Here is a 24,506-nt window from a genome sequence, read left to right on the forward strand (position 1 = left end):
AAAACGAAGCGCCGGTGCCGCGCCCCGAAGGGCGGTGCACCGGCGCTGCGTTCTTGGGGTTTTCGGGGTCAGCTACCGGCGGAGAGGTTGCCGGAGAGGACCGGGATGTTGTCCAGGATGTGCGAGGCGGTCTCGTCACCCTTGGCCTGGGTGGAGTTCTCGGCGCACTGCTGGTTCTGCGGGTTGGACGCGATCGGGATGTCCTGGACACCGATGTTGACCAGGGCCAGGATCGACTGGGCGTTGACCTTCGCGGGCAGGCCGACGCAGAGCTTGTTCAGGGAGCCCTGGATGGCGGACATCTGCGGGCTCATGGCGCCGGCGGTCTCCTGGTTGCCGTAGAGCTGCGAGGACTCGTTGCCGTTGACCGTGTTGACGCCGTTGTCGTTGCCGATCGCCATCGCCGGGGAGGCTACGGCGGCACCGGCACCCAGAACGGCGGCGGTGGCGGCTGCGGTGGCCATGAACTTCTTGAGCATGTGGGAGATCCTTCTTCTGTCGCACTGTCGCATGAGATAGCTGCCCTCGGCGGGACGAGCTGCTCAACTGCCGTGGACACCGGGGGTTATCACCCATCACCCGAGTGGCCCAACCTTGCACTCCACCGGTGCGGTCGGACGTCGGCCGATTGACCCAACGTCGACAGGCGGGCGGATCCAGATCCCCGGGCGCGTACGTGCGCGTGCGCCCCGGGTTCGCGCCCCGTGCGCTGGGGGGTGCCGCCCCCGACCGGATCCGGACCGTGTGCGGGTCCCGGACCCCGTCGGGGCCGGCAGGGGCGGTGTCGCGCAGACGCGACGCCGCCGCGGTCAGCCGGTCTTGCGGCGGACCTTCTTGTTCTTGCCCCCGGGGTTGCCGCCGGCGCCCTGGATCTTCGCCCGGCTCTGGTGGGCCTGCTGCGACTGGGCATTGGCGGCGTTCCGCTCCAGGGCCTCCTTGAACTTCCGCTTGGCCTCCTCGGCCGGCGATTCGTTCTGCGGGGTGTCTGATTCTTCTGACATGCGTCCTCCTGGATTGTTCTGAAGCCGTTGCAGTCTGTCAGGTGGTGTTTCCCCTGGCCAACGCGTTCGGGAGATGCGGCTTCGGAGTGGCGTCCGGGGGGTGTCCGAGCGGCGTCCGGGTGGCGTCCGAGCTGCTCGGACCCGGCCTCAGGCGTCCTTCTCCAGGGTCGGCCGCAGCCGCTCCAGCAGCGCGTGGAGCGTCGCGCGCTCCGTGTCGTCCAGGACGTCGAGGGCGCCGTGCGTGGCCTGCATCTCCTCGCGCACCCGGCGGATCACCTCGCGGCCCGCGTCCGTGGCCACGACGTTCTTGACGCGCCGGTCCGCGGGGTCGGGCTCGCGGCGGACGAGCTCTCGGGCCTCCAGCCGGTCCACGATGCCGGTCACGTTCGAGGCGTCGCAGACCAGCAGGGTGGCGAGGCCGCGCATGGGGAGCGGGCCGTTCAGCTGGGCGAGGACCTTCGCCTGGGTGGAGGTGAGGCCGTGGTGCGCGGCGGCCGCCGCGAAGTCCCGCCACTGGGCGGTGCCGATCGCGGCGAGCAGCTCCAGCAGCTCCAGCTTGGTCGGGACGGCGTGGGGGGTGGTGGCGCTCATGCTCGGAGCGTACTCAAGGTGTTTCACATTATCAACCTTTTACTTGACCACCTTAACTATTGAGGTCTACCGTCTGCTGGAGTCGAAGTACTTGATGACGTCAAACATCTGCGATCTGAAGCACTGAAAAGGTCCCCCCTGCCATGAGCACCACCCCCTCCGCCACCACCCAGGCCGGCGGCCGCCAGAACGAGACGGTCATCGTCTTCGCGCTGAGCCTGGCCGCCATGGTCGTGTCGATGATGCAGACGCTCCCGGTCCCGATCCTGGGGCTGATCCGCAGCGATCTCGGCACCACCACCGCCAACGTCAGCTGGGTGACCACGGCCACCCTGCTGTCCGCCGCCGTCTTCACCCCCCTGCTGGGCCGCTTCGGCGACCAGCACGGCAAGAAGCCGACGCTGGTGGCCGTACTCGGCGTCATGGTCGCGGGCTCCGTCATCGCCGCCCTGGCGTCCTCCCTTCCCCTGCTCCTCCTCGGCCGGGTCCTCCAGGGCGCCGCCACCGCGATCTTCCCGCTCGCACTCTCGGTGCTGCGCGAAGAGGTCCGCCCCCAGAAGCTCCCCGGAGCGATGGCCCTGGTCAGCGGCACCCTCGCCTTCGGCAGCGGCCTCGCGCTCGTCGCCACCGGCCTGCTGACCTCCGGCAGCGACGCCGACTACCGCAACGCCTTCTGGATGGCCACCGGCTTCGCCGTGCTCGCGCTGCTCGCCGTCGTCTTCCTCGTCCCGGCGACCCGGCACAAGACCGGCGGCCGTACGGACTTCCTCGGCGCGCTCACCCTGGGCATCGCCCTGCTGCTGCTCCTGCTGCCGATCTCCCAGGGCCACGAGTGGGGCTGGGCCTCCGGCCGCACGCTGGGCAGTTTCGCGGGCGCCGTCGTCATGACCGCCGTCTGGGTGCTGACCGAGCTCAAGGTCCGCGAGCCCCTCGTCGACATGCGGATGTTCGTCCACCGTCCGGTCCTGATGGCCAACCTGGCCGGCATCCTCGTCGGCTTCGGCATGTTCGCGAACTTCCTGGGCGTCTCCTACCTCGTCCAGATGCCCAAGGCCCTGACCGGCTACGGCTTCGACGCCTCCATCCTGCGGGCCTCCGTGGAGTTCCTGCTGCCCGGCGCGATCGTCTCGCTCCTCGCCTCGCCCATCGGCGGACAGCTGGTCCGCCACCGCGGTCCGCGCGCCGCCCTGGCGGTCGCCGCGGCCCTCGGCGCCGCCGGCTTCGGCTGGCTGGCCCTGGACCACGGGCACAGCGCCTCGGTGATCGGCGCCGGCCTCATCGTCGGCGCGGCCGTCAGCTTCGGCTACGCGGCCATGCCGGCCGTGATCATGGCGAGCGTTCCGCACCACCAGAGCGGCATCGCCAACGGCATCAACTCGATCTCCCGCTCCACCGGCAGCGCGATCGGCAGCGCCATCGTGACCACCATCCTGGCGTCGAAGACGATCGAACACCTCCCGGCGGGTGTCCCGGCGCTCCCCGCCGAATCCGGATTCACCCTGACCTTCGCCATCGGCGCGGTGGCCTTCGGCCTGGTCGCGGTCATCAGCGGAATCGGCCTGCGCGGGGCACACGGCCCGCGCACGGCGGCCACGGGCGCCGCCGCACCGGTGGCCGGCTCGACAGGGCCCGCACCTGCGGCAACCGAGCCGACGGCCACTGCGGCATCCGCCGCGAAGGCCGACGCCTGACCGGTCCGCACCGCATCACCGCGGAGCGCTGCTCCCACCGGGCCGCCCCCGGGTCCGGCCGCACACGCGGCAGGTCCCGGGGGCGGCTTCGACCGTTCAAGAGACCGCACCCTTGACCGCTAGTGCCGTGGCCAAGGGCGTCGGCACCCTCTCCTCCCGGCCCCTGCGGCGCGACAACGGCTGCCGGCGGGCGTCCCCGCGCCGTCGTAGGCCCGAGGCGCCCGGATAGGCTCGACCGGGCCCGGAAAGGATCTCCCGGGCCCGGAAGGGTGCCATGACCAGCGAAGAACCGACCCGGATCCTGCGGGCGGCCGACCGGCCGGCGGCGCGGTGGAAGAACGGCGGGGGAGTGACCCGCGAGATCGCCGCCGGACCCGAGGGCTCCGGGATGGACGACTTCGGCTGGCGGATCAGCCTGGCGGAGGTCACCGCCGACGGCGCCTTCTCCGTGTTCCCCGGCATCGACCGCACGCTCACCCTCGCGGAGGGCGCCGGCATGGACCTCTCGATCGGCGGCGTACGACGCCTCGTGGACCGGCGGTACGAGCCCCAGCGGTTCCCCGGCGACGAGCCGACCGACTGCCGGCTGCTGGCCGGGCCGGTCGTGAACTTCAACGTGATGTACCGCCGGGGAGTGGTGAGCGCCGACACCGCCGTCGTACGGGGCGACCTCGCGCTCGCCGTCCGGCCCGGCGAGAGCCTGCTGATCGTCGCCCTGGAAGGAACGGCCGAGGTCGACGGCTCCGCCGAGCTGGGCCCGTACGACGCCGTCTTGCTGACGGGAGCGCGTGAGGCCCTGCTGCGCAGTGCCGGCCGAGCGGCGGTTGTCCGGCTCGCCCCGGCCCCGGCGGAGCCCGGCCGGACTCACCCGGCATAGCGCGCCTTCTTCGGCGGGCGCGACCCCTTCGGCCCGGATCCGGTGCCGGGCGTTCCTGTTCATGACGCGGCTCGGTGCGCGTTCTGGCCCGCTTCGTCCTGGGGGTTCCCGATCTCGCGGACCCGCGGCGTGCCCCGGACGCGGCTTTCGGCCACCTGGAGCCGGGCCGGCCCGAGGGTGATCCGAACTCCCCTCTGTGCGTGAAGCGTTGACAAAGTCGTCATCTGATAGAAACCTGTGGCGCCATGGCCGCATAACTGCGATCAGATCACTCAAAAAATTAATAACGCTACGCAAGTTTGCGGCAGGCGCGGCTGCGTCGGGCCGGTCCCCTCATGGAACAGAGGACAGCATGAGATGGAAGCAAGGCGGCCGGCTGATGGTGGCCGGCACGGTGGTAGCGGGACTGATGTCGGTCGGACTCCTGCCGGTCGGCCTCGCCGCGGCGGCGGGCGGACCCAACCTCGCCCTGGGCAAGGCGGTCTCCGCGAGCGGGTCCCTCGGCGGGTACGGGGCCCCGGGAGTCACCGACGGCAACCAGGGCTCGTACTGGGAGGGGCCCTCGGGCGCCTTCCCCACGTGGGTGCAGGTGGACCTCGGCAGCAGCGTCGCCGTCGACCAGGTGGTGCTGAAGCTGCCCGCCCCGTGGGAGACGCGCACCGAGACGCTGACCGTGCAGGGCAGCACCGACGGGAACACCTTCACCACGCTGTCCGCCTCGGCGGGACGGGTGTTCAACCCCGCCCAGTCCAACGCGGTGACCATCGGGTTCACCGCCGCGACGGTCCGCTACGTACGGGTGAGCGTCACCGCCAACACGGGCTGGCAGGCCGCGCAGATATCCGAGCTGGAGGTGTACTCCGCCGACGGCAGCGGTGACCCCGGCGATCCCGGAGACCCGGGTACCCCGCCCCCCGTCGGCGTGAACCTCGCCAAGGGCAAGCCCATCGAGGCCTCCTCCACCACCCAGTCGTTCGTCGCGGCCAACGCCAACGACGACAGCGTCACCAGCTACTGGGAGGCGGGCGGCCAGCAGTCCACGCTGACCGTGAAGCTCGGATCCAACGCCGACGTCACCGGAGTGGTCCTCAAGCTCAACCCCGACCCCGCCTGGGGCAACCGCACCCAGAGCTTCGAGGTCCTGGGCCGGGAGCAGTCGGCGAGCGGGTTCACCACCCTGAAGGCCCGTGCCGACTACGCGTTCAGCCCGGGCGGCAACCAGAACACCGTGACGGTCCCCGTCACCGGCCGCCTCGCCGACGTCCAGCTGAAGTTCTCCGGCAACACCGGAGCCGGTGGCGGCCAGGCCGCCGAGTTCCAGGTCATCGGCGCCGCCGCCCCGAACCCGGACCTGACGGTCACGGACCTCGCCTGGTCCCCGGCCGCCCCCTCCGAGAGCGACGCCGTCACGGTCAACGCGACCGTCCGCAACGCCGGTTCGGTCGCCTCCCCGGCCACCACCGTCAACGTCAGCCTCGAAGGCGCGGCCGCCGGCAGCGCCCCGGTCGGCGCCCTCGCGGCCGGAGCCTCGGTCACCGTCCCGGTCGCCGTCGGCAAGCGGCCGATGGGCAGCTACACGGTCTCCGCCGTCGTCGACCCGGCCGGGACCGTCCCCGAGCAGAACGACACCAACAACAGCCGCACGGCCGCCGCGAAGCTCGTCGTCGGCCAGGCGCCGGGCCCCGACCTGGAAACCCTCTCCCTCACCACCAACCCGGCCAACCCGGCCGTGGGCGCCCCGGTCTCCTTCACCGTGGCCGTCCGCAACCGGGGCACCGCCGCGGTGAGCGCGGGCAGCATCACCCGGCTGGTCGCCGGCTCCACCACCCTGAACGGCCCCACTCCGGCGATCGCCGCCGGTGCGACGGTCAACGTGCCGATCAACGGAACCTGGACGGCGGTCAGCGGCGGAGCCACCCTCACCGCCACCGCCGACGCGACCGGCCTCGTCGCCGAGACCAACGAGAACAACAACAGCCACTCCCGGGCCGTGGTCGTCGGCCGCGGGGCGGCGCTCCCGTACACCGAGTACGAGGCGGAGGCCGGCAGTTACACCGGCACCCTGCTGCAGAGCGACGCCAAGCGGACCTTCGGGCACACCAACTTCGCCACCGAGTCCTCGGGCCGCGAGTCCGTACGCCTCTCCTCGGCCGGCCAGTACGTGCAGTTCACCTCCACCAACCAGGCCAACTCCATCGTCGTGCGCAACTCGGTGCCCGACGCCGCGAACGGCGGCGGCGCGGACGCCACCATCAGCCTGTACGTCAACGGCAGCTTCGCCCAGAAGCTGACCCTCTCCTCCAAGCACAGCTGGCTCTACGGCAGCACCGACAGCCCCGAGGGCCTGACCAACACCCCCGGCGGCGACGCCCGCAGGCTCTTCGACGAGTCCCACGCCCTGCTCGCGCAGAGCTACCCGCCCGGCACGACCTTCCGCCTCCAGCGCGACGCCGGCGACACGGCCTCGTACTACGTCATCGACCTGATCGACCTGGAGCAGGTGGCCCCGGCGGCGTCCAAGCCCGCCGAGTGCACCTCGATCACCGACTACGGTGCGATCCCGAACGACGGCATCGACGACACGCTCGCCCTCCAGAAGGCCGTGACGGCCGACCAGAACGGGCAGATCGCCTGCGTCTGGATCCCGCAGGGCCAGTGGCGCCAGGAGCAGAAGATCCTCACCGACGACCCGCTGAACCGCGGCCAGTTCAACCAGGTGGGCATCAGCAACGTCTCCATCCGCGGCGCGGGCATGTGGCACTCCCAGCTCTACACGCTCACCCAGCCGCAGGACGCCGGCGGCATCAACCACCCGCACGAGGGCAACTTCGGGTTCGAGATCGACGACAACACGCAGATCTCCGACATCGCGATCTTCGGATCGGGCCGGATCCGCGGCGGTGACGGCAACGCCGAGGGCGGCGTGGGCCTCAACGGCCGCTTCGGCAAGAACACCAAGATCACCAACGTGTGGATCGAGCACGCCAACGTCGGCGTCTGGGTCGGCCGCGACTACGACAACATCCCGGCCCTGTGGGGCCCGGGCGACGGCATCGAGTTCAACGGCATGCGGATCCGCGACACCTACGCCGACGGCATCAACTTCGCCAACGGCACCCGCAATTCCACCGTCTTCAACTCCTCCTTCCGCACGACCGGTGACGACGCCCTGGCGGTGTGGTCCAGCAAGTACGTGAAGGACCAGTCGGTGGACATCGGCCACGACAACCACTTCCGCAACAACACCATCCAGCTCCCGTGGCGCGCCAACGGCATCGCCCTGTACGGCGGCTACGGCAACACCATCGAGAACAACCTGATCTACGACACCATGAACTACCCCGGCATCATGCTGGCGACCGACCACGACCCGCTGCCCTTCTCCGGGCAGACCCTGATCGCGGGCAACGGCCTCTTCCGCACGGGCGGCGCGTTCTGGAACGAGGACCAGGAGTTCGGCGCGATCACCCTGTTCCCGTCGAACCTGCCCATCCCGGGCGTCGTCATCCGCGACACCGACATCCACGACTCCACCTACGACGGGATCCAGTTCAAGACCGGCGGCGGGGTCATGCCCGACGTCAAGATCACGAACGTGACCATCGACAAGTCCAACAACGGCTCCGGGATCCTGGCCATGGGCGGAGCGCGCGGCAACGCCATCCTGTCCAACGTCACCATCACCGGATCCGCCCAGGGCAACATCCTGATCGAGCCGGGATCGCAGTTCCTGATCAACGGCGGCTAGCGGCAGGCGGTTTCACCGCTTGCCGAGCTTGATCCACCTCGCCGTACCGGGGACACCCTTCGCGTCGAGGAGGAACAGCATGTAGTAACCGGGCGGGGCGTCGGCCGAAGTGGCCGGCGCCCGCAGCCCGATCGTGCGGCCGCGGACGCCGGTCATCCGAAGCTCCAGATGGCGCTGGCTGGTGTTCACCGCGTGGGTGACCGTGGTCGGCGCCAGCAGTACCGCCCGCCGTACGCCGGCGGCCGTCGAGCTCTCCACGGAGAACTCCGCGTCGTGGGCGATCTCGCCCGCCGGGACCCGGTCCAGTACGGGCCGGGCGCCCCGGTGCAGGTAGGCGGGCTCGTAGATCTCGATCGAGCCGTCCATCCCGTCCTTGATGTCCGGGTCGTTGGCGATCTGCTGGAGCTCGTCCCCGGTGACCATGACCCGGCCGTCCGGCAGCACCAGGGCGTTGGAGTGGTAGCCCCGCGGCAGCCGTTGCGCCGGGCCGAGCCTCCACCGGCCGTCGGCGCCCCGCAGTTCGGTCTGGCGGAACTTCAGATCGGCCTTCGGGTTGAACGGCCCGAACCCGTAATCCCTCGTGTCCTTGGCCCCGTTGACCGTCAGCAGCGTGCCGTCCGGCAGGATCAGCGTGTCGTCCTGGGTCCGGCCGAAGGCGCGCGGCTCCTGTGTGGTCCAGGCGCCGCCCGACAGCCGGTAGGTGTTCGGGTCGAGCGGGTCCCCGCCCAGCACCAGCACCGAATCGGGTCCGCGGAACCCCGCCGGCAGCGGCACGGCGGAGCCGTAGCCCCGGAAATCGGCGGGCCGTCTGGGCAGGTCCGTACGGGACTGCGTGCGCGGGTCGAAGAGCCACTGCTGGTCCGCGTCGCGCCCCAGGCCGTAGATCATGCCGTCGCGCAGCGAGAACAGGTGCGGGTAGTCGTTGCGGAACGGCGCGTCCGAGCGCATCCGCTGGACGGAGAGGTCCAGCGGGATGTCGTACGGGCGCCAGGGCACCGGCTGCCCCGGCGCGGGGAACCGCTCCACCACCGGGGTCGGTGTCCCCGTGCCGCGCTCCGACTGGCCCGACATGATGATCTGGCGGCCGTCCGCGCCGGTCACCACCGACGGGTACCAACGGCCCACCGCCATATCGCGGTTGCGGTACCAGCCCTCGGTCCACGGGTCGAAGACGAAGGACAGCTTCGCACCGCTGCCGCCCTTCCCGCCCGTGTTGCCGCCGAACACGCCCAGCATCCCGTTGGGCAGGAAGGAGTGCCCGGCGCAGAAGAACGGCGCCGGGCGCGGGGCGTGCGTACCGTCGGGCATCAGCACGATGGGCGGGGTGACCTTTTTGAACGCTCGCGCGCCCGTCCCCTTCGCCGGATCCCACAGGTAGGCGCGGCCCGCGTTCGTCGGTCCGATCCGGTCCGTGGGCCCGGTCTCCTTGGTCGGGTCGGTCTCCACCCGGGAGAAGGAGAAGAGCAGAACCTTGCCGGTGGGCAGCTGGGCGACGTGCACGCCGAAGTCGGGGGAGGGGAAGTACTCGGCGAACCGTCCCGAAACCGCCGCTTTGAAAGCGGAGTTGGCCTCGGCCTGCGAGCCGGTGAGCGAGGCCAGGCTCGCGTCGCGCCGGGACTGCGGGTACTCCACGGCGCCCTTGGCCGCCCGGCGCAGCTCGGCGTGGGCGCGCGCGTGGCCGGCCCCGATCACGGCGGCCTCGGCCGGGTCGGTCCCCCCGGCCGTACCGGCCGTACCGGTGGCATCGGCCGCATGGCCGTGGGCGGCGCCGGTCGCCCCGCCCCCGCCGTCCGTGCCGTGTCCCGGCGCCCCGGCGGCGGCCGGTGCGGTCGCGAGCACGAGGGCGGAGACGACCGCGGTCGCGGAGAGCAGGGCGGACCGGTGCAGGCGGCGCATGGGGCTCCTCGGCGCGGGCGGTTCCGTAGGGCGCTCAGCATAGGAAATAACGGGATGAATGGGGTGATCCGACGTGCTCGACGTCCTGCCGATGAGCCGTTCGGCCCTCCGGAGTCCCTGACGAGACGTTTCTGCGGTGAAAGGGCCCGGCCATCGGAGTGAGGTCGCGCACCCGTTCCCCGACCGGCCCGGTACGGACCGATTCCATGGCCGGGTGATCAGAACACTGCGCACCGCGCTCGGCGCCGTCCTCGTGACCGGCGGCCTCCTCACCCTCCTGCCCGCTTCCGCCGCCGGGGCGGCGGGTGGCCCCGGGGCCCCCACCGCGCCGGAGGACCGGGTGACCGTCGACGTCGCCACGGTCAACGGCTCGGGGTGCCGGCCGGGCAGCGCCACCGTCGCCGTGGCCGAGGACAACTCGGCCTTCACCGTCACCTACAGCGAGTACCTGGCCATGGCGGGAGGGAACAGCGCCCCGACCGACGGCCGCAAGAACTGTCTGCTCTCCCTGGTCGTACACGTCCCGCAGGGGTTCACCTACGCCGTCGCCCAGGTCGACTACCGGGGATTCGGCAGCCTCCAGAAGGGCGCCGTCGGCACCCAGAAGGCCAGCTACTACTTCCAGGGCATGAAGCAGACCGACTCCCGCACCCACAAGTTCCTCGGCAAGCTCGACGACAACTGGCAGGCCTCCGACACCACGGGCATCGAGGCGCTGGTCTTCGCCCCCTGCGGCGAACAGCGCAACTTCAACATCAATACCGAGCTGCGCGCCGAGGTCGGCACTTCGGACCCGGCGACGACCAGCTACATGGCGCTCGACTCCACCGACGGCAGCATCAACAGCGTCTACCACTTCTCCTGGAAGCAGTGCCCGGCCCGCTGAACCGGCCCGGCTCGCTCCCCACGGGCGGCCGCGCGGAACTCCCGCTCAGGAGTCCCCTCGCGCGGCCGCCTGCCGCTGCCGCTTGCTCATCGGGGCCAGCGTGAGGTCCTGGGCCTGGGAGCTGAGCCGCTTGAAGCCGTACCCGTGCTCCGTCAGCCAGGTCTCCGCCGCGAGCTCGGCGTGAGCGGTCGCGTCCAGGATGTCCTCCTCGGCCTCGCCCTCGGCCAGGAAGCGGAAGGTGAAGAAGGGCCGGGCCGCCACGTCGTACGTGAGGTGCCCCTCGGGAGTGAACTCGGCCGTCAGCATGTCGTGCCGGTCCGCGTCCGCGAGGAGCGCGGCGCGCTGCTCTTCGGTGAGGCCGTCGAAGGACCCCCGGACGGTGATGCGGAAGGTGCGGGTGCTCATCCCGTCAGCCTAGGGGGGACTCCGAGCCGTCCGCACCGGGATTTCCGGGGGCCCGCCACTCCGACGGCCCAATCAGCGTGCGACCTCCGCGAGCCCGACGTCACCCGGTCGGTGCGGCTGCGACCTGGGGTTTCGCGCAACTGCCCGGCGTGCCGGGCGTGTCGCGCCCCGCTAGCGTCGGCAGCGTCCGGAGTCCTCGGATTCCGCGAGGGGGGTCCTGCTTTCCGCCTGTGCGAGAGGCCGAGCCGATGCTGAAGGATGCTCCGATAGCCCAGACGCCCCCGATGGCCAGCCTGATCCGTGTGGAGAAGGGCGTGGCCGCCCCCGAGGAACTCGCCGCGATCGCGGTGGTCGTCGCCTGCTTCGCCCGCCGCAACTCCGTCGGAGCCGAATCGGCCCCCGGGACGGGCACGGCCCCCGCCGGGGCCGCCCGCCGCCGGCGCCCCGCGCACCACGGCTCCGGCTGCTGGGCGGGCTGCTGGGCCTGCGCCTGACGCGGACCGGCACGGGGCCGCAGCCCCCATGAACGCCCCTGCCCCCGGCCCGCTTACGGGCCGGCGGCAGGGGGACCACTTGGCGTACGGGCCGGTCAGGACCGGCGCAGCACCGTCGACAGGGCCTCGGACAGCGCGGCCTCGGCATCGGCCACCGGACCCTGCGAACGCCACGCGACGAACCCGTCGGGGCGTACCAGCACGGCGCCCTCCGGGGACATGGCGTGCACCCCGCTCCAGTCGGATCCCTCCTCCTGCACCAGATCGGTGCCGGGGGCGCCCGGGGCCCCGATCGCGTAAGCGTCCAGCTTCACCGACAGCCGCTCGGCCACCCGGTCGGCGGCCGCCCGCCACGGCGAGCCCGCACCGCAGAGCAGCACGAAGGCACGCTCGTACAGGTCCAGCGTGGAGACCCGCTCGCCGTCGGCCCGCGTCAGCCACATGTGCGGGGCCCGCGTACCGGGGTCGCCCGTCATGCGCATCCCCTCCGGGATGACGGGCCGGTCCGGAGACCCGCCGACGAAGGCGCCGCTCGGGTACGCGTAGGCCATCGCCGTCGTCAGGACCCCGCTGCCCGGTCCGCCGCCCATCGTGGGCGGCGGCGCGTACCCGGGGTGGCTGTGCTCCGCCGAACGGGCGGAGGCGCGCTGCGCGGTCGCCACGGCCACCGGGTGCCGCTCGGCCCCGTAGGTCTCCAGCAGTCCCGTGCCCGCCGATCCGTTCAGGACCGCCGCGATCTTCCACGCCAGGTTGTGCGCGTCCTGGATGCCGGTGTTGGAGCCGAACGCGCCGGTGGGGGACATCTCGTGGGCCGCGTCGCCGGCCAGGAACACCCGACCGGAGGAGTACTGCTCGGCGATCCGTTCCGCCGCGTGCCAGGGGGCCTTGCCGCCGATCTCCACGTCCAGGTCCGGTACGCCGATGGCGGCCCGGATCTGCTCCCTGCACCGCTCCTCCGTGAAGTCCTCCAGGGTCTCCCCCTGGTCCGGGTGCCACGGCAGGTGGAAGACCCACTGGGTGTCGTTGTCGACCGGCAGCAGCGCCCCGTCCGCACCCGGCTTCATCAGGTAGCAGACGATGAACCGCAGGTCGCCCAGCACCTCGACGAGCTGCCGCGACCGGAAGGTGACGCTGACGTTGTGGAACAGCTCGCCGCTGCCCGTCTGGGGGATGCGCAACTGCTCGCGCACGGGGCTGCGCGGGCCGTCCGCCGCGATCAGGAAGTCGGCCCGCACGGTGATGTGCTCACCGGTCTCCCGGTCCTTGACCAGCGCGTTCACCCCGGTCTCGTCCTGGTCGAAGCTCATCAGCTCGGTCGAGAACCGCACGTCGGCGCCCTGGGCGCGGCTCTGCGCGGCGAGGATCGGCTCGATGTTGTTCTGGCTGCACACGCACCAGCCGGTCGGGCTGAACTTGCTGAGCGCTCCGGAGGGGTCGATGGCCTTGACCAGCCACTTGTGGTCGCCGCCGAGCAGGGACTCCGTCTGCAGGATGCCCATGTTGTTCTCCAGCGCGGACGCCGCCTGCCGGATGGCGCCCTCCGCCCCGGCCACCCGGAACAACTCCATGGTCCGGGCGTTGATACCGCGCCCGCGCGGGTGGTCGGAGGTGCCGGCGTGCTTCTCCACTACCAGGTGCCTGATGCCGTGACGGCTCAGGAACAGCGAGGTGGACAGACCCACGAGGGAGCCGCCCACGACGAGAACCGGTACGCGAACATCTGCCGTGTCTTCCATCAGCTGCGAGCTCCTGAATTCTGTGTGGGGGGATTGCACTCTTTTATGCCCCCGATCGTCGGCCAAGCCCAGGAGATACGCCGGTTGTCACCCGCTTGATCCGGAGATGTAGCGGTACGTCCCCACCCGGATGACGATGAGCGACAGCGGTTCCCCCGAAGACACGCCAGCCTGCCGTCCCCGCGACGGCCGCCGGTCCGGGGCGGCCACCGCCGATGACGGACGAGGGTCCGTACGCGATGAGAATCCCCGCCCTCCCCCAGGGCCCTCACGAAGGAGTGAGCAGATGACGACCACCCTGTCCGAACGGGTGTCACAGTCCGCCTTCGACGGATCCATGCTCAGGGTCGTCCTGCTGATGGACCTCCACGAAGGAGCCCAGCAGCGGTTCTTCGAGGCGTACGAGCAAATGCGCCACGACATCGCGTCGGAACCGGGGCACATCAGCGACCAGCTCTGCCAGTCCTTCGAGAACCCTTCGCAGTGGCTCATCACCAGCGAGTGGGAGAGCGCCCCGCAGTACCTCGCCTGGGTCAACAGCGAGCACCACGCCGAACAGGTCCGCCCGCTGGGCGCCTGCGCCCGCGCCATGCGCCCGCTCAAGTACACCGTCCTGCGCGAGACCGGCCGCGGCTACCAGGACGCGCAGCGGCCCACGGGCGCCCGGCTGCAGGAAGGGCCGCGGCTCGGCGCCGACATCGTCCGCCACGCCCTGACCTTCACGGTCAAGCCCGGCAGCGAGAAGGAGGTCGCGGCCCTCCTCTCCAGCTACGCCTCCCCGGCGGCCGACGTCGACGGCCACACCCGGCTCTGCCGCACCACGCTGTTCATGCACGGCAACCGGGTCGTGCGTACGGTGGAGGTCCGCGGGGACCTGATGTCAGCCCTGCGGCACGTCTCCGAGCAGCCCGAGGTACGGGCCGTCGAGGAGGCCATCAACCCCTACCTCGAACAGGACCGCGACCTCGGCAACCCCGAGTCCGCCCGGATGTTCTTCATGAAGGCCGCGCTCCCGGCGGTCCACCACGTCGCCGCCCGCGAGGCCGGCGCCGCGGACCGCTCCGACGTACGGCGTCACGCGCTGTTCTACCCGGCCAAGCCCGGCTGCGGACCGGCGCTGGCCAAGTTCCTCGCCCGGCAGGACGAGGAAGCGGCCCACCGGTCCGACGCCCCGACCGTGAGCAGCAGCATCTTCCAGCGCGACGACATCGTCGTACGCCTCATCGACGTGCGCAGCCCGCACGGCGCCGGGCTGGAAACCGCCTTCGGCGTCCGGGGACCGCGCAAGGCGGCCGTCCTCGCCCGCCTGATGGCCGGGCCCGTCAGCGGGTCCGAGGGGGCCGCCGAGTCCGCGGTCCGCCACACCATGAGCCTGATCACCGACCGCCGGGCCCCCGCCGAGGGCTGATCCGCAGCGGCACCCCCCAGCCGGCCCATCCGGCCCCCCGGACCGCACACCCCGGACCCCCCACCCACCAGCCCCGTCCAGGCTCCCCACCGCCAGGAGGAACCCCCGCCATGACCAGACAACGCCCACCGCACATCGTGGACCTCAGCGAGACGCAGCCCAACACGAGGCGCGGCGGCGACCTGAGGGCCGTCCTGACACCGACCTCGGTGGGCTGCACCAGCGGCTTCATGGGCCTGGCCGTCATGGCGCCGGGCGAACACATCGCCGAGCACTACCACCCGTACTCCGAGGAGTTCGTGTACGTGGTCGCCGGTGAGCTGGAGGTCGACCTCGACGGCGAGGCCCACCCGCTCCTCACCGACCAGGGGCTCCTCGTCCCGATGAACGTGCGCCACCGCTTCCGCAACGTCGGCGGCACCGAGGCCCGCATGGTCTTCCACCTCGGACCGCTGGCCCCGGACCCCAAGCTCGGGCACGTGGACACGGAGGAGGCCGTCAACCCGGAGGGCTCCGCCTGGGAGCGGCCCCCGGACCGTGCGGGAGCGGTCTCGTGACCCGCCGACGCGTGGCCGTCACCGGGGTCGGCGTCGTCGCCCCCGGTGGGATCGGCACCTCCGCCTTCTGGGAACTGCTCTCCAACGGCCGTACGGCGACCCGCGGCATCACCCTCTTCGACCCGACCGGTTTCCGCTCCCGGATAGCCGCGGAGGTCGACTTCGACCCCGCCGCACACGGCCTCGGTGCCGAGGAGGCGGCCCGCGCGGACCGGTACATCCAGTTCGCGCTGGTCGCCGCCGCCGAAGCCGTGCGCGACGCCGGACTCGACCTCACCACGGACCAGGCCTGGCGCACCGGAGTCTCCCTCGGCACCGCCGTGGGCGGCACCACCCGCCTGGAGAACGACTACGTGGCCGTCAGCCAGTCGGGCGACTGGTGGGACGTGGACCACCGGCTCGCCGGGGCCCACCTGCACCGCGCCTTCACCCCGGCCACCCTGGCCTCCGCCGTCGCGGAGAAGACGGGAGCGCGCGGACCGGTCCAGACCGTCTCCACCGGCTGCACCTCCGGACTCGACGCCATCGGCTACGCCTTCCACTCCATCGCCGAGGGCAAGATGGACGTCTGCATCGCCGGCGCCTCCGACTCACCCGTCTCGCCGATCACCGTGGCCTGCTTCGACGCCATCAAGGCCACCTCGCCCAACAACGACGACCCCGCCCACGCCTCCCGGCCCTTCGACGCCGACCGCGACGGCTTCGTCCTCGGCGAAGGCGGCGCCGTCCTGGTCCTGGAAGAGCTGGAACACGCCCGCGCGCGCGGCGCGACCGTCTACTGCGAGATCGGCGGCTACGCCACCTTCGGCAACGCCCACCACATGACGGGGCTGACCACCGAGGGCCTGGAGATGGCCCGCGCCATCGAAACCGCCCTCGCCCAGGCCCGCACCGACGCCCGCGAGATCGACTACGTCAACGCGCACGGCTCCGGGACCAAGCAGAACGACCGCCACGAGACGGCGGCGGTCAAGAAGGTCCTGGGAGACCACGCCTACAAGACGCCGATGACCTCCATCAAGTCCATGGTGGGGCACTCCCTCGGCGCCATCGGGGCGATCGAACTGGCCGCCTGCGTCCTGGCGATGACCCACCAGGTCGTCCCGCCCACGGCCAACTACGAGACCCCCGACCCCGAATGCGACCTGGACTACGTCCCGCGCGTCGCCCGCGAGCGCAAGCTGCGCAACGTGCTCTCCGTCGGCAGCGGCTTCGGCGGCTTCCAGTCCGCGGTCGTCATGACCCGCCCCGACGAGCGCAAGGAGGAGGTGGTCTCGTGAGCGTCCGTACGGTCATCACGGGCATCGGAGTGGTCGCACCCAACGGGATCGGCGCCGAGGCCTTCTGGAAGGCGACCGAGTCGGGCGCCTCCGTCCTCGGCCGCGTCACCCGGGAGGGCTGCGAGCACCTCCCGCTGCGCGTCGCCGGCGAGGTGCGGGGCTTCGACGCGGCCTCGATGGTCGAGGAACGCTATCTCGTCCAGACCGACCGCTACACCCACCACGCCCTCGCCGCGGCCGACCTCGCCCTGGAGGACGGCCGCCTCGGCCGGGCCGACTACGAGGACGACCCCTTCTCCGTCGGCGTGGTCACCGCCGCCGGGTCGGGAGGCGGCGAGTTCGGCCAGCGCGAGCTGCAGCACCTCTGGGGCCAGGGCCCGCGCTACGTCGGCCCGTACCAGTCGATCGCCTGGTTCTACGCGGCCAGCACCGGGCAGATCTCCATCCGCCGGGGCCTCAAGGGCCCCTGCGGGGTCGTCGCCGCCGACGAGGCGGGCGGACTCGACGCCTTCGCGCACGCCGCCCGGGCCATCAACCAGGGCAGCAAGGCCATGCTGGTCGGAGCCACCGAGGCGCCCCTGGCCCCGTACTCCATCGTCTGCCAGCTCGGCTACGAGGCCCTGAGCACCCACGAGGACCCGGAGCGGGCCTACCGGCCCTTCACCGAGAAGGCCTGCGGCTTCGTACCCGCCGAGGGCGGAGCGATGTTCCTGGTGGAGGAGGAGCAGGCGGCCCTGCGCCGCGGCGCCTCCGTACGGGCCCTCCTGGCGGGACACGCGGCGACCTTCACCGGCCCGCACCACCCCGAACGGGCCGAGGCCTCCGCCGAGGGCCTGGCCCACGCCATCAAGGGCGCCCTGCGGGAGGCGGGCTGCGCCCCCGAAGAGGTCGACGTGGTCTTCGCCGACGCGCTCGGCACCCCGGAAGCCGACCGGGCCGAGGCGGCCGCGATCCTCTCCGCCCTCGGAGCGCACGGGCGCAAGGTGCCGGTCACGGCGCCCAAGACCGGGACGGGCCGGGCCTATTGCGCGGCACCCGCCCTCGACACCGCCGCCGCGGTCCTCGCCCTGGAACACGGCATCGTCCCGCCCACGCCGAACGTCTTCGACGTGTGCCACGACCTCGACGTGGTGACCGGCAGCGCCCGCCCGGCGCAGCTGCGCACCGCGCTCGTACTGAGCCGGGGCCTCATGGGCTCCAACGCCGCGCTCGTCATCCAGATCCCCTCCTAGAGACAGAAGGAGCCGCTCATGTCCGAACGACTGACCGTCGAGGAGCTGGCCGCCCTGATGAAGTCCGGGGCCGGCATCACCGTGGACCCGGCCGACATGAAGAACCGCCCGGACTCCCTGTTCGACGACTACGGCCTCGACTCGCTGGGTCTGCTCGGCATCGTCGGGCTGCTGGAGAACCAGCGCGGCCGGGCCCTGCCCACCGACGCGGACCGCTGCAAGACCCCCAAAGAGTTCCTCGACCTCGTCAACACCAGCCTGATGACCGGAGCTTGAGATGGCAGGACACACCGAGAACGAAATCGTCGTCAAGGCGCCCATGGAGACCGTCTGGGAGATGACCAACGATCTCCCCAGCTGGCCCGGGCTGTTCAGCGAGTACGCCTCGCTGGAGGTCCTGGAGGAGGACGGGCCCACCACCCGCTTCCGCCTGACGATGCACCCCGACGAGAACGGCACCGTCTGGAGCTGGGTCTCCGAACGCACCCCCGACCCCGTCACCCGCACCGTGCGCGCCCGCCGCGTCGAGACCGGCCCGTTCGAGCACATGAACATCCACTGGCAGTACTTCGAAGTCCCCGGCGGCACCCGGATGGTGTGGACCCAGGACTTCGCGATGAAGCCGACGGCACCCGTCGACGACGCCTGGATGACCGCGAACATCAACCGCAACTCCAAGGTCCAGCTGCAACTGATCCGGGACAAGATCGAACAGCGCGAACGCGAGAGCCGCACGCCCGCGGCCAGTCGCGTCTGAGACGAAAGGCAGCACACCGGATGCACCGCGCTCTCATCGTGGCCCGCATGGCGCCGCAGTCCGCCCCCGACATCGCCGAGCTCTTCGCGGCCTCGGACGCGGGCGAGCTGCCGCACCTCGTCGGGGTCACCCGCCGCAGCCTCTTCCAGTTCGGCGACGTGTACATGCACTTCATCGAGTCGGACCGGCCCCCCGGCCCGGCCATCGCCGACGTCACCGGCCACCCGGAGTTCCGGGAGCTCAGCGACCGGCTCACCGCCTACGTCAGCCCGCACAACCCGGAGACCTGGCGCAGCCCCAAGGACGCCATGGCCCAGGAGTTCTACCGCTGGGAGCGTCCGGCCGGCTCCCGTACCGGCTAGCCGTACGGAGCGACCCCGCGCGACCGGCAGGCCTCGGGCCCCGCACCCACCAGGGTGCGGGGCCCGCCACCATGCCACCGGCCCGCGGGAACCGATCCCTCAGGCCGAGCCGCGCACCACCAGCGAGGTCGGGGTGATCACGGATCCCGGTATCCGGTGCGAACCGTGCGCCGGGTCGAGGGACCGCAGCAGCAGCCGGACCATCAGGCGCCCCATGCCCTCGATGTCCTGGCGTACGGTCGTCAGCGGCGGATCGGCGCCCTCCGCCACCAGCTCGGCATCGTCGAAGCCGACCAGCGCCACGTCCCCCGGTACGGACCGGCCGTTCGCGCGCAGCACGCCCAGCGCGCCCGTCGCCATCAGGTCGTTCGCGGCGAACACCGCGTCGAGATCCGGGCAGCGCTCCAGCAGCTCGGCCATCGCCCGGGCTCCGCCCGCCGCGGTGAAGTCCCCCTCGGCGACCAGCGCCGGATCCGCGTCGAGCAGTACGTCCCGGTACCCGTCCAGCCGGTCGGTCGCCGATGTCTGGTCGAGCGGCCCGGCGATGTGCGCGATCTGCCGCCGCCCCCGGGACACCAGGTACCGTACGGCCTCGCGCGCGCCCCCGCGGTTGTCGGCGTCGACGTACGACAGCGGACCGTACGGAGCCGCTCCGTCCGCATGCCCGGTCCAGGCTGGCCGCCCGCCGTAGACGGTGGGCATGCCGATGCGGCGCGTGATCGCGGGCAGCGGGTCGTCGGTGTGCAGCGAGAACGCGAGCGCGCCGTCGACGTGGCCGCCCGCCAGGTACCGCTCGATCCGGCCGTAGTCCCCGCGGTGCTCGACCAGGAGCAGCACCAACTGCGTGTCGTGCGCGGTCAGTTCTCTGCTGATGCCGCGGACCTGGCGGGAGAAGAAGGGGTCGGAGAAGATCCGGATCTCCGGCTCGGCGATGATCACGGCGACCGCGCCGGTGCGCCGGGTGACCAGCGCGCGGGCCGCGTGGTTCGGCACGTAGCCGAGGTCCAGGACGGCCGCGCGGACCTTGTCCACGAGGTGCGCGCGGACGCCGTCGCCGCCGTTGACGACCCGGGACGCGGTGGCCCTGGACACCCCCGCGCGCGCCGCCACCGCTTCCAGGGTGGGCCGGCCGGCGGGAACCTGTTCGGCCACGGGCGCTCCTCGTGCGTGTACCGGGGGCGGCAGCCCGGGCCCTGGGGGTCCCGGCCCTGTCGGACAGAGGGTAACCCGTACCGAGGGAAAGGCTGAGAGCGCTCTCCCGGGCTGTCGTCGGTCGCTGTGGGCCGGACGGCGGCCGCTCCTCCCGGAGGCTTGAACTGCCAAGGCCCTCTTGTGGGTTGAGCCACGGCTCTTAACAATGCGCATGACAACCGAAGGATCTTCGGTCGCATTGTCACCCAGAGGGGAACCCCCACATGAACAAGCCTCTCGCCGGCGCCGCGTTCGCCCTGCTCCTCACCGGAGCGGCGGCCTCGCCGGCCGTGGCCCAGGCACCCCGGGACACGGTCGCACAGGCCGTCGCGGTCAACTTCGCCGGCACGGTCGCGCTCAGCAACTGCTCCGGCTCCGTCGTCCGCGTGCCGAACTCGCTGCCCACCGACCCCGCGCTCGTCCTGTCCAACGGCCACTGTCTGGAGTCCGGCATGCCGGCGGCCGGACAGGTCGTCAAGGACAAGGCGTCCAGCCGCTCCTTCTCGCTGCTCAACGCCTCGGGCTCCAAGGTCGCGACGCTGCGCGCGAGCAAGATCTCGTACGCCACGATGACCGACACCGACATCTCGATCTACCAACTGACCAAGACCTACGCGCAGATCAGCAGCCAGTACGGCATCAGCGCGCTCACCCTGAACGACGCCCACCCGGTTCAGGGCACCGCGATCAAGGTGGTGTCCGGATACTGGAAGCGAACGTACAGCTGCAACGTCGACGGGTTCGCGTACCGCCTCAAGGAGGGGGAGTGGACCTGGAAGGACTCCCTGCGCTACACCTCGTCCTGCAACACCATCGGCGGCACCTCCGGCTCCCCGGTGATCGACACAGCAACGGGCAAGGTGGTCGCCGTGAACAACACGGGCAACGAGGACGGCGGGTCCTGCACGATGAACAACCCGTGCGAGGTGTCCGAGAGCGGCGCCGTGACGGTCCGGCAGGGCATCAACTACGCGCAGCAGACCTACACCATCGTCCCCTGCGTGGGCCCCGGCAACACGATCGACCTGAACCGCCCCGGCTGCACGCTCCCCAAGCCGTAGCGAACGCGTCGGGCCGTATCAGCCCTTGGGCACCACGATGACGACGGTGCTGCACACCTTGTCGGCGAAGGTCTGCTTCTTCTCGTCCCACAGCGGCCACAGGTAGCCGATGTAGCAGGAGATGCTGTCGAGGAAGTGCGCGAGCTTGCGGACGAAGGCCATGCCGAAGCCGAGGACGTTGCCGTCGGCCTCGCGGCGCAGGCTGATCCCGACGACCTTCTTGCCGATCGTCTGGCCGGTCGTGCCTTCCTTGTAGAGCTGGAAGATGCCCATGCCGATGGTGTAGAGCCAGCCGATCAGGAAGAAGACGCCAGGCCCGGAGGCGCCGCCGTCATCGCTCAGGGCGAGGTCGATGAAGCCGATGGCGTACATGGGGACCACGGTGATCAGGAAGTCCAGCAAGAACGCACCGACGCGCAGGCCCCAGTGCGCCAGCGGCGGCATTCCGGTGCCGGGCATGGGAGGCATGCCGGCCGGCGGGTACGCACCGTACGGCTGCTGCGGGGGGACGCCGCCGACGGGCTGCTGCGGGTAGCCGTACTGCGGGGGGACGCCCTGCGGCGCCTGCTGCGGGTAGCCGGGCTGACCCTGCGGGGGCTGCTGCTGGCCGTAGGGGTTGTTCGGGTCGCCGAAGCTCATGGCGAAGTCTCTCCAGGGGTGTGACGGGGACGAGCGGCCCGGCGGAGGGACGTGAAAAGAGCGGGTTGCCCCCCTGCGCAGCCGCGAACTTGCGGGGGCCATCGTGTTAGTAACATCGGCCGCTTGTCCAATCCGTTGTCACATGTGCCGACCAGGTGACGGACCGGTAAGCACGGCATGGAGTCCCGGACCCTGAGGACGGGTCCGGGACTCCGGGGGCCACTTCGCTGACCGCTTCTACAACGACCGGTGCCCCTGCGGGTCACCGGTGCGGCGTGACGGCTACTTCGGCATCAGGACGGTGTCCACGATGTACACGGTGGCGTTGGCGGTCGGGACGTTGCCGCAGACCACGTTGGACGTGCCGTTGACCTTGTAGGACTCGCCCGAGCCGGTGGTGGTCACCTTCCCGGTCTCCAGCGTGGCGAAGGAGCCGTTCTCCAGCTGCTTCGGCGTCAGCTTCTCGCCGACGACGTGGTACGTGAGGATCTTGGTCAGCGTGGCCTTGTCGGCGAGGACCTTGTCGAGGTCGGCCTTCGGGATCTTGGCGAAGGCGTCGTTGGTCGGCGCGAACACCGTGATGTCCTTGGCGTTGTTGAGCGTGTCGACCAGGCCGGCCTGCTTGACGGCGGCGACCAGGGTGGACAGTGCCGGGTTGTTGGACGCGGCGGTGGCGACCGGGTCCTTGGCCATGCCGTCGAAGCTGCCCGCGCCCTCCTTCGGGACACCGGCGCACGCGGCACCGAAGGGCCCGTCCATCGCCACGGGCGCCGAGACGTCCGCGGCGGGGGAGGAGGCGTCCGCGCTGGCTTCGGCGGAGGAACCGGCGGCCGCGTCCTTGCCCGAGTCGGAGTCGGAGCAGGCGGTCAGCGCGAAGGGCAGTACGGCCGCCGTGGCCACGGCGAGGGCGGTACGGCGGAAACGAAGGGCGTTCATGGTGTTCTCCAGAGAGTGGGTTGGTGCATGAGGAAGGGAAGGAAAGAGGGGAAAGGTGCGTGAAGTGGTCTGAAACAGGCGCCGCTTCGGTCAGTCGACCGTGACGAACACGCCGTGCCGGCCGCTCGCGCCGTCCGGGATGGTCCGGGTCCGCACCTCGGTCTGGACCTCGCCCCGGCCGTCCGTGGCCCGGACGGTCAGCCGGTGGCCGCCCTGCGCGGCCTTCCAGTCGAAGGACCACTGGCGCCAGGTGTCGGTGGTGGCCTGCGCCGCGAGCGAGGCCTCCTGCCACGGCCCGTCGTCGACCTGGACCTCGACCCGCCGGATGCCTCGGTGCTGGGCCCACGCCACCCCGGCCACCGTCACGGTCCCGGCCGGGATCCGGGCGAAGGGCTTGGGGGTGTCGATCCGGGCCTGCGTCTTGATCGGCGCCCGGCGGGCCCATCCGCGCTTGACCCAGTAGGGGTCGTAGGAACCGAAGGTGGTGAGCTCGATCTCCCGGATCCACTTGCAGGCGGAGACGTAGCCGTAGAGACCGGGGACGACCATCCGGACCGGGAAGCCGTGATCGAAGGGGAGCGGCTCGCCGTTCATGGCGACGGCCAGCATCGCGTCCCGGCCGTCCATGACCTCCTCGACGGGGGTGCCCAGCGTCATCCCGTCCACCGACCGCGCGATCAGCTGGTCGGCCCGGCCGCCGCGCGACGGCGCTTGCACACCTGCCTCGCGCAACAGGTCCGACAGGCGTACGCCGAGCCAGCGCGCGGAGCCCGCGTAGGGGCCGCCGACCTCGTTCGACACGCAGGTCAGGGTGATGTCGCGTTCGATCAGCGGGCGTTGGAGGAGCTCGTCGAAGGAGTAGGAGCGCGGGCGGGAGACGCCCTTGCCGTGGATGCGCAGCCGCCAGGTGTCGGCGTCCACCTTGGGGACCACGAGCGCGGTGTCGACACGGTAGAACTCCTTGTTCGGTGTGGTGAAGGCGCTGACCCCGGGAACCCGCAGGGCCGCCCCGGCCGGGATCGGCGGGGCCGGCGAAGCGGGGGCGGGCAGGCTTACGGCCGCGCGGGAGGCGGTGGCGCCCTGGCCGCGCCGGCCGGTCAGGGCCCGGCCGAGGGCGCCCGCGCCGGTGGAGGCGGCCGCCGTGATGCCGGCCGCGAGGAGGAAGCCCCGGCGGTTCCAGGCGGGGGGCGGGTCCTCGGAGCCGCCCCCCGACGCGCCGTCCCCGTCGGCGGGGTGGGCGGTCGGCCCGCCCACCTTCCCCACCAGCAGGTACAGCACCAGCGCCCCGGCCGTTGCCCCCACCAGCGAGGGCAACGCGTCCGCCGCCCCGGCCGCGTCGGGCCGGCTGAGCGCCGCCGCCGCGCCGAGGACCCCGAAGGCCAGTACGCCGGCCGCCCCCGTGCGGCGGTGGCGCAGGGCGAACATCCCCAGCAGGGCCGCCAGGAGGCCGACGGTGGCGAGGATGCCGAGCTGGAGGACCAGCTTGTCGTTCTCGCCGAAGGTGCGGATGGCGAAGTCCTTGAGCGCCGCCGGAGTGCGGTCGATGGCCGCTCCGCCGATCACCGTGACCGGTCCCGCCTGCGGCCGGACCAGGGACGCGGCCAGCTCGGCGGTGGCCAGTGCCGCGTACCCCGCCAGCAGGCCGCTCGCCGCGGCGAGGGCGCCGCGCTCGACTGTCCTTCGGTTGATGCTCACGAACCTCATTCGGCGCCGGACCCCTTCCGGATGGGCCGGTCATCCGATCACGTGAAGATCCGT

Annotated in this window: 23 protein-coding genes; 13 read left to right on the plus strand and 10 right to left on the minus strand. The window is 71.6% G+C overall.

Annotated features, from left to right (window positions below):
• Window positions 1-68 precede the first annotated feature (68 nt).
• The 3 genes from OG276_RS36315 to OG276_RS36325 form a co-directional block, all read right to left on the minus strand.
• Window positions 69-479 carry a rodlin gene (locus tag OG276_RS36315; protein WP_266912149.1) on the minus strand — a complete coding sequence of 137 codons (411 nt, stop codon included), beginning with the start codon at window positions 477-479 and terminating at the stop codon, window positions 69-71.
• A 330-nt stretch (window positions 480-809) separates the two neighbouring features.
• Complete coding sequence (locus tag OG276_RS36320) at window positions 810-1,001, minus strand: DUF5302 domain-containing protein (protein ID WP_243333056.1); 192 nt, start codon at window positions 999-1,001, stop codon at window positions 810-812.
• 147 nt (window positions 1,002-1,148) lie between these two features.
• Entirely contained in the window at window positions 1,149-1,592 is a 444-nt protein-coding gene (locus tag OG276_RS36325) for a MarR family winged helix-turn-helix transcriptional regulator (protein ID WP_266912151.1), read from the minus strand.
• A gap of 143 nt (window positions 1,593-1,735) precedes the next feature.
• On the opposite strand from OG276_RS36325, the gene OG276_RS36330 reads away from it, so the two are divergent.
• The 3 genes from OG276_RS36330 to OG276_RS36340 all read left to right on the plus strand — a co-directional run bounded on the left by OG276_RS36330 (window position 1,736) and on the right by OG276_RS36340 (window position 7,908).
• Window positions 1,736-3,283: an MFS transporter gene (locus OG276_RS36330; RefSeq protein ID WP_266912153.1), complete on the plus strand. Its 1,548-nt coding sequence runs from the start codon at window positions 1,736-1,738 to the stop codon at window positions 3,281-3,283.
• Window positions 3,284-3,557: 274 nt separating this feature from the next.
• On the plus strand, window positions 3,558-4,160 hold the full coding sequence (locus OG276_RS36335) for a HutD family protein (RefSeq protein WP_266912155.1): 603 nt from the start codon (window positions 3,558-3,560) through the stop codon (window positions 4,158-4,160).
• 352 nt (window positions 4,161-4,512) lie between these two features.
• The gene (locus OG276_RS36340; protein WP_266912157.1) at window positions 4,513-7,908 is read left to right on the plus strand and encodes a CARDB domain-containing protein; all 3,396 of its coding nucleotides are present in this window, start codon (window positions 4,513-4,515) and stop codon (window positions 7,906-7,908) included.
• Between the two features lie 12 nt (window positions 7,909-7,920).
• Here the strand turns inward: OG276_RS36340 and OG276_RS36345 are convergent, their stop codons facing one another.
• Window positions 7,921-9,804: a glyoxal oxidase gene (locus OG276_RS36345; RefSeq protein ID WP_266912159.1), complete on the minus strand. Its 1,884-nt coding sequence runs from the start codon at window positions 9,802-9,804 to the stop codon at window positions 7,921-7,923.
• A gap of 277 nt (window positions 9,805-10,081) precedes the next feature.
• Here OG276_RS36345 and OG276_RS36350 point away from each other — a divergent pair, with 277 nt between their 5' ends.
• Window positions 10,082-10,690 carry a DUF4360 domain-containing protein gene (locus tag OG276_RS36350; protein WP_266913420.1) on the plus strand — a complete coding sequence of 203 codons (609 nt, stop codon included), beginning with the start codon at window positions 10,082-10,084 and terminating at the stop codon, window positions 10,688-10,690.
• Between the two features lie 45 nt (window positions 10,691-10,735).
• Here the strand turns inward: OG276_RS36350 and OG276_RS36355 are convergent, their stop codons facing one another.
• Window positions 10,736-11,095 (minus strand): DUF6204 family protein, encoded by a 360-nt coding sequence (locus OG276_RS36355; protein ID WP_266912161.1) that lies wholly within the window; start codon window positions 11,093-11,095, stop codon window positions 10,736-10,738.
• Between the two features lie 284 nt (window positions 11,096-11,379).
• Here OG276_RS36355 and OG276_RS36360 point away from each other — a divergent pair, with 284 nt between their 5' ends.
• The gene (locus OG276_RS36360) at window positions 11,380-11,589 is read left to right on the plus strand and encodes an acyl-CoA carboxylase epsilon subunit (protein WP_266912163.1); all 210 of its coding nucleotides are present in this window, start codon (window positions 11,380-11,382) and stop codon (window positions 11,587-11,589) included.
• Between the two features lie 95 nt (window positions 11,590-11,684).
• Here the strand turns inward: OG276_RS36360 and OG276_RS36365 are convergent, their stop codons facing one another.
• Window positions 11,685-13,325 (minus strand): FAD-dependent monooxygenase, encoded by a 1,641-nt coding sequence (locus tag OG276_RS36365; RefSeq protein WP_266912165.1) that lies wholly within the window; start codon window positions 13,323-13,325, stop codon window positions 11,685-11,687.
• 286 nt (window positions 13,326-13,611) lie between these two features.
• Here OG276_RS36365 and OG276_RS36370 point away from each other — a divergent pair, with 286 nt between their 5' ends.
• From OG276_RS36370 to OG276_RS36400, 7 genes are all read left to right on the plus strand, one after another.
• Window positions 13,612-14,733 carry a SchA/CurD-like domain-containing protein gene (locus OG276_RS36370; protein ID WP_266912167.1) on the plus strand — a complete coding sequence of 374 codons (1,122 nt, stop codon included), beginning with the start codon at window positions 13,612-13,614 and terminating at the stop codon, window positions 14,731-14,733.
• Between the two features lie 110 nt (window positions 14,734-14,843).
• Window positions 14,844-15,290, plus strand: a complete 447-nt coding sequence (locus OG276_RS36375; protein WP_266912169.1) for a cupin domain-containing protein — start codon at window positions 14,844-14,846, stop codon at window positions 15,288-15,290.
• Window positions 15,287-16,570 (plus strand): beta-ketoacyl synthase, encoded by a 1,284-nt coding sequence (locus tag OG276_RS36380; RefSeq protein WP_266912171.1) that lies wholly within the window; start codon window positions 15,287-15,289, stop codon window positions 16,568-16,570. The genes OG276_RS36375 and OG276_RS36380 overlap by 4 nt, the downstream gene beginning before the upstream one ends.
• Window positions 16,567-17,802 carry a ketosynthase chain-length factor gene (locus tag OG276_RS36385; RefSeq protein ID WP_266912173.1) on the plus strand — a complete coding sequence of 412 codons (1,236 nt, stop codon included), beginning with the start codon at window positions 16,567-16,569 and terminating at the stop codon, window positions 17,800-17,802. The genes OG276_RS36380 and OG276_RS36385 overlap by 4 nt, the downstream gene beginning before the upstream one ends.
• Before the next feature lie 18 nt (window positions 17,803-17,820).
• Window positions 17,821-18,078 carry a phosphopantetheine-binding protein gene (locus OG276_RS36390; RefSeq protein ID WP_250743221.1) on the plus strand — a complete coding sequence of 86 codons (258 nt, stop codon included), beginning with the start codon at window positions 17,821-17,823 and terminating at the stop codon, window positions 18,076-18,078.
• Window position 18,079: 1 nt separating this feature from the next.
• A complete protein-coding gene (locus OG276_RS36395; protein WP_266912175.1) occupies window positions 18,080-18,559 on the plus strand; it encodes an SRPBCC family protein in 480 nt (159 codons plus the stop codon).
• Between the two features lie 20 nt (window positions 18,560-18,579).
• Window positions 18,580-18,921, plus strand: coding sequence for a TcmI family type II polyketide cyclase (locus OG276_RS36400; protein ID WP_266912177.1), 342 nt, complete (start codon window positions 18,580-18,582; stop codon window positions 18,919-18,921).
• Between the two features lie 99 nt (window positions 18,922-19,020).
• On the opposite strand, the gene OG276_RS36405 is transcribed toward OG276_RS36400, so the two are convergent.
• The gene (locus OG276_RS36405; protein ID WP_266912179.1) at window positions 19,021-20,073 is read right to left on the minus strand and encodes a LacI family DNA-binding transcriptional regulator; all 1,053 of its coding nucleotides are present in this window, start codon (window positions 20,071-20,073) and stop codon (window positions 19,021-19,023) included.
• Between the two features lie 263 nt (window positions 20,074-20,336).
• On the opposite strand from OG276_RS36405, the gene OG276_RS36410 reads away from it, so the two are divergent.
• On the plus strand, window positions 20,337-21,173 hold the full coding sequence (locus OG276_RS36410; protein WP_266912181.1) for a serine protease: 837 nt from the start codon (window positions 20,337-20,339) through the stop codon (window positions 21,171-21,173).
• An 18-nt stretch (window positions 21,174-21,191) separates the two neighbouring features.
• On the opposite strand, the gene OG276_RS36415 is transcribed toward OG276_RS36410, so the two are convergent.
• The 3 genes from OG276_RS36415 to OG276_RS36425 form a co-directional block, all read right to left on the minus strand.
• On the minus strand, window positions 21,192-21,812 hold the full coding sequence (locus tag OG276_RS36415; protein WP_266912184.1) for an RDD family protein: 621 nt from the start codon (window positions 21,810-21,812) through the stop codon (window positions 21,192-21,194).
• Window positions 21,813-22,094: 282 nt separating this feature from the next.
• The gene (locus OG276_RS36420) at window positions 22,095-22,748 is read right to left on the minus strand and encodes a fasciclin domain-containing protein (protein WP_266912186.1); all 654 of its coding nucleotides are present in this window, start codon (window positions 22,746-22,748) and stop codon (window positions 22,095-22,097) included.
• A gap of 90 nt (window positions 22,749-22,838) precedes the next feature.
• The gene (locus OG276_RS36425) at window positions 22,839-24,452 is read right to left on the minus strand and encodes a molybdopterin-dependent oxidoreductase (RefSeq protein ID WP_266912188.1); all 1,614 of its coding nucleotides are present in this window, start codon (window positions 24,450-24,452) and stop codon (window positions 22,839-22,841) included.
• Window positions 24,453-24,506: the final 54 nt, after the last annotated feature.

The organism is Streptomyces sp. NBC_00086 (genome assembly GCF_026343255.1).
GTDB lineage: Bacteria > Actinomycetota > Actinomycetes > Streptomycetales > Streptomycetaceae > Streptomyces.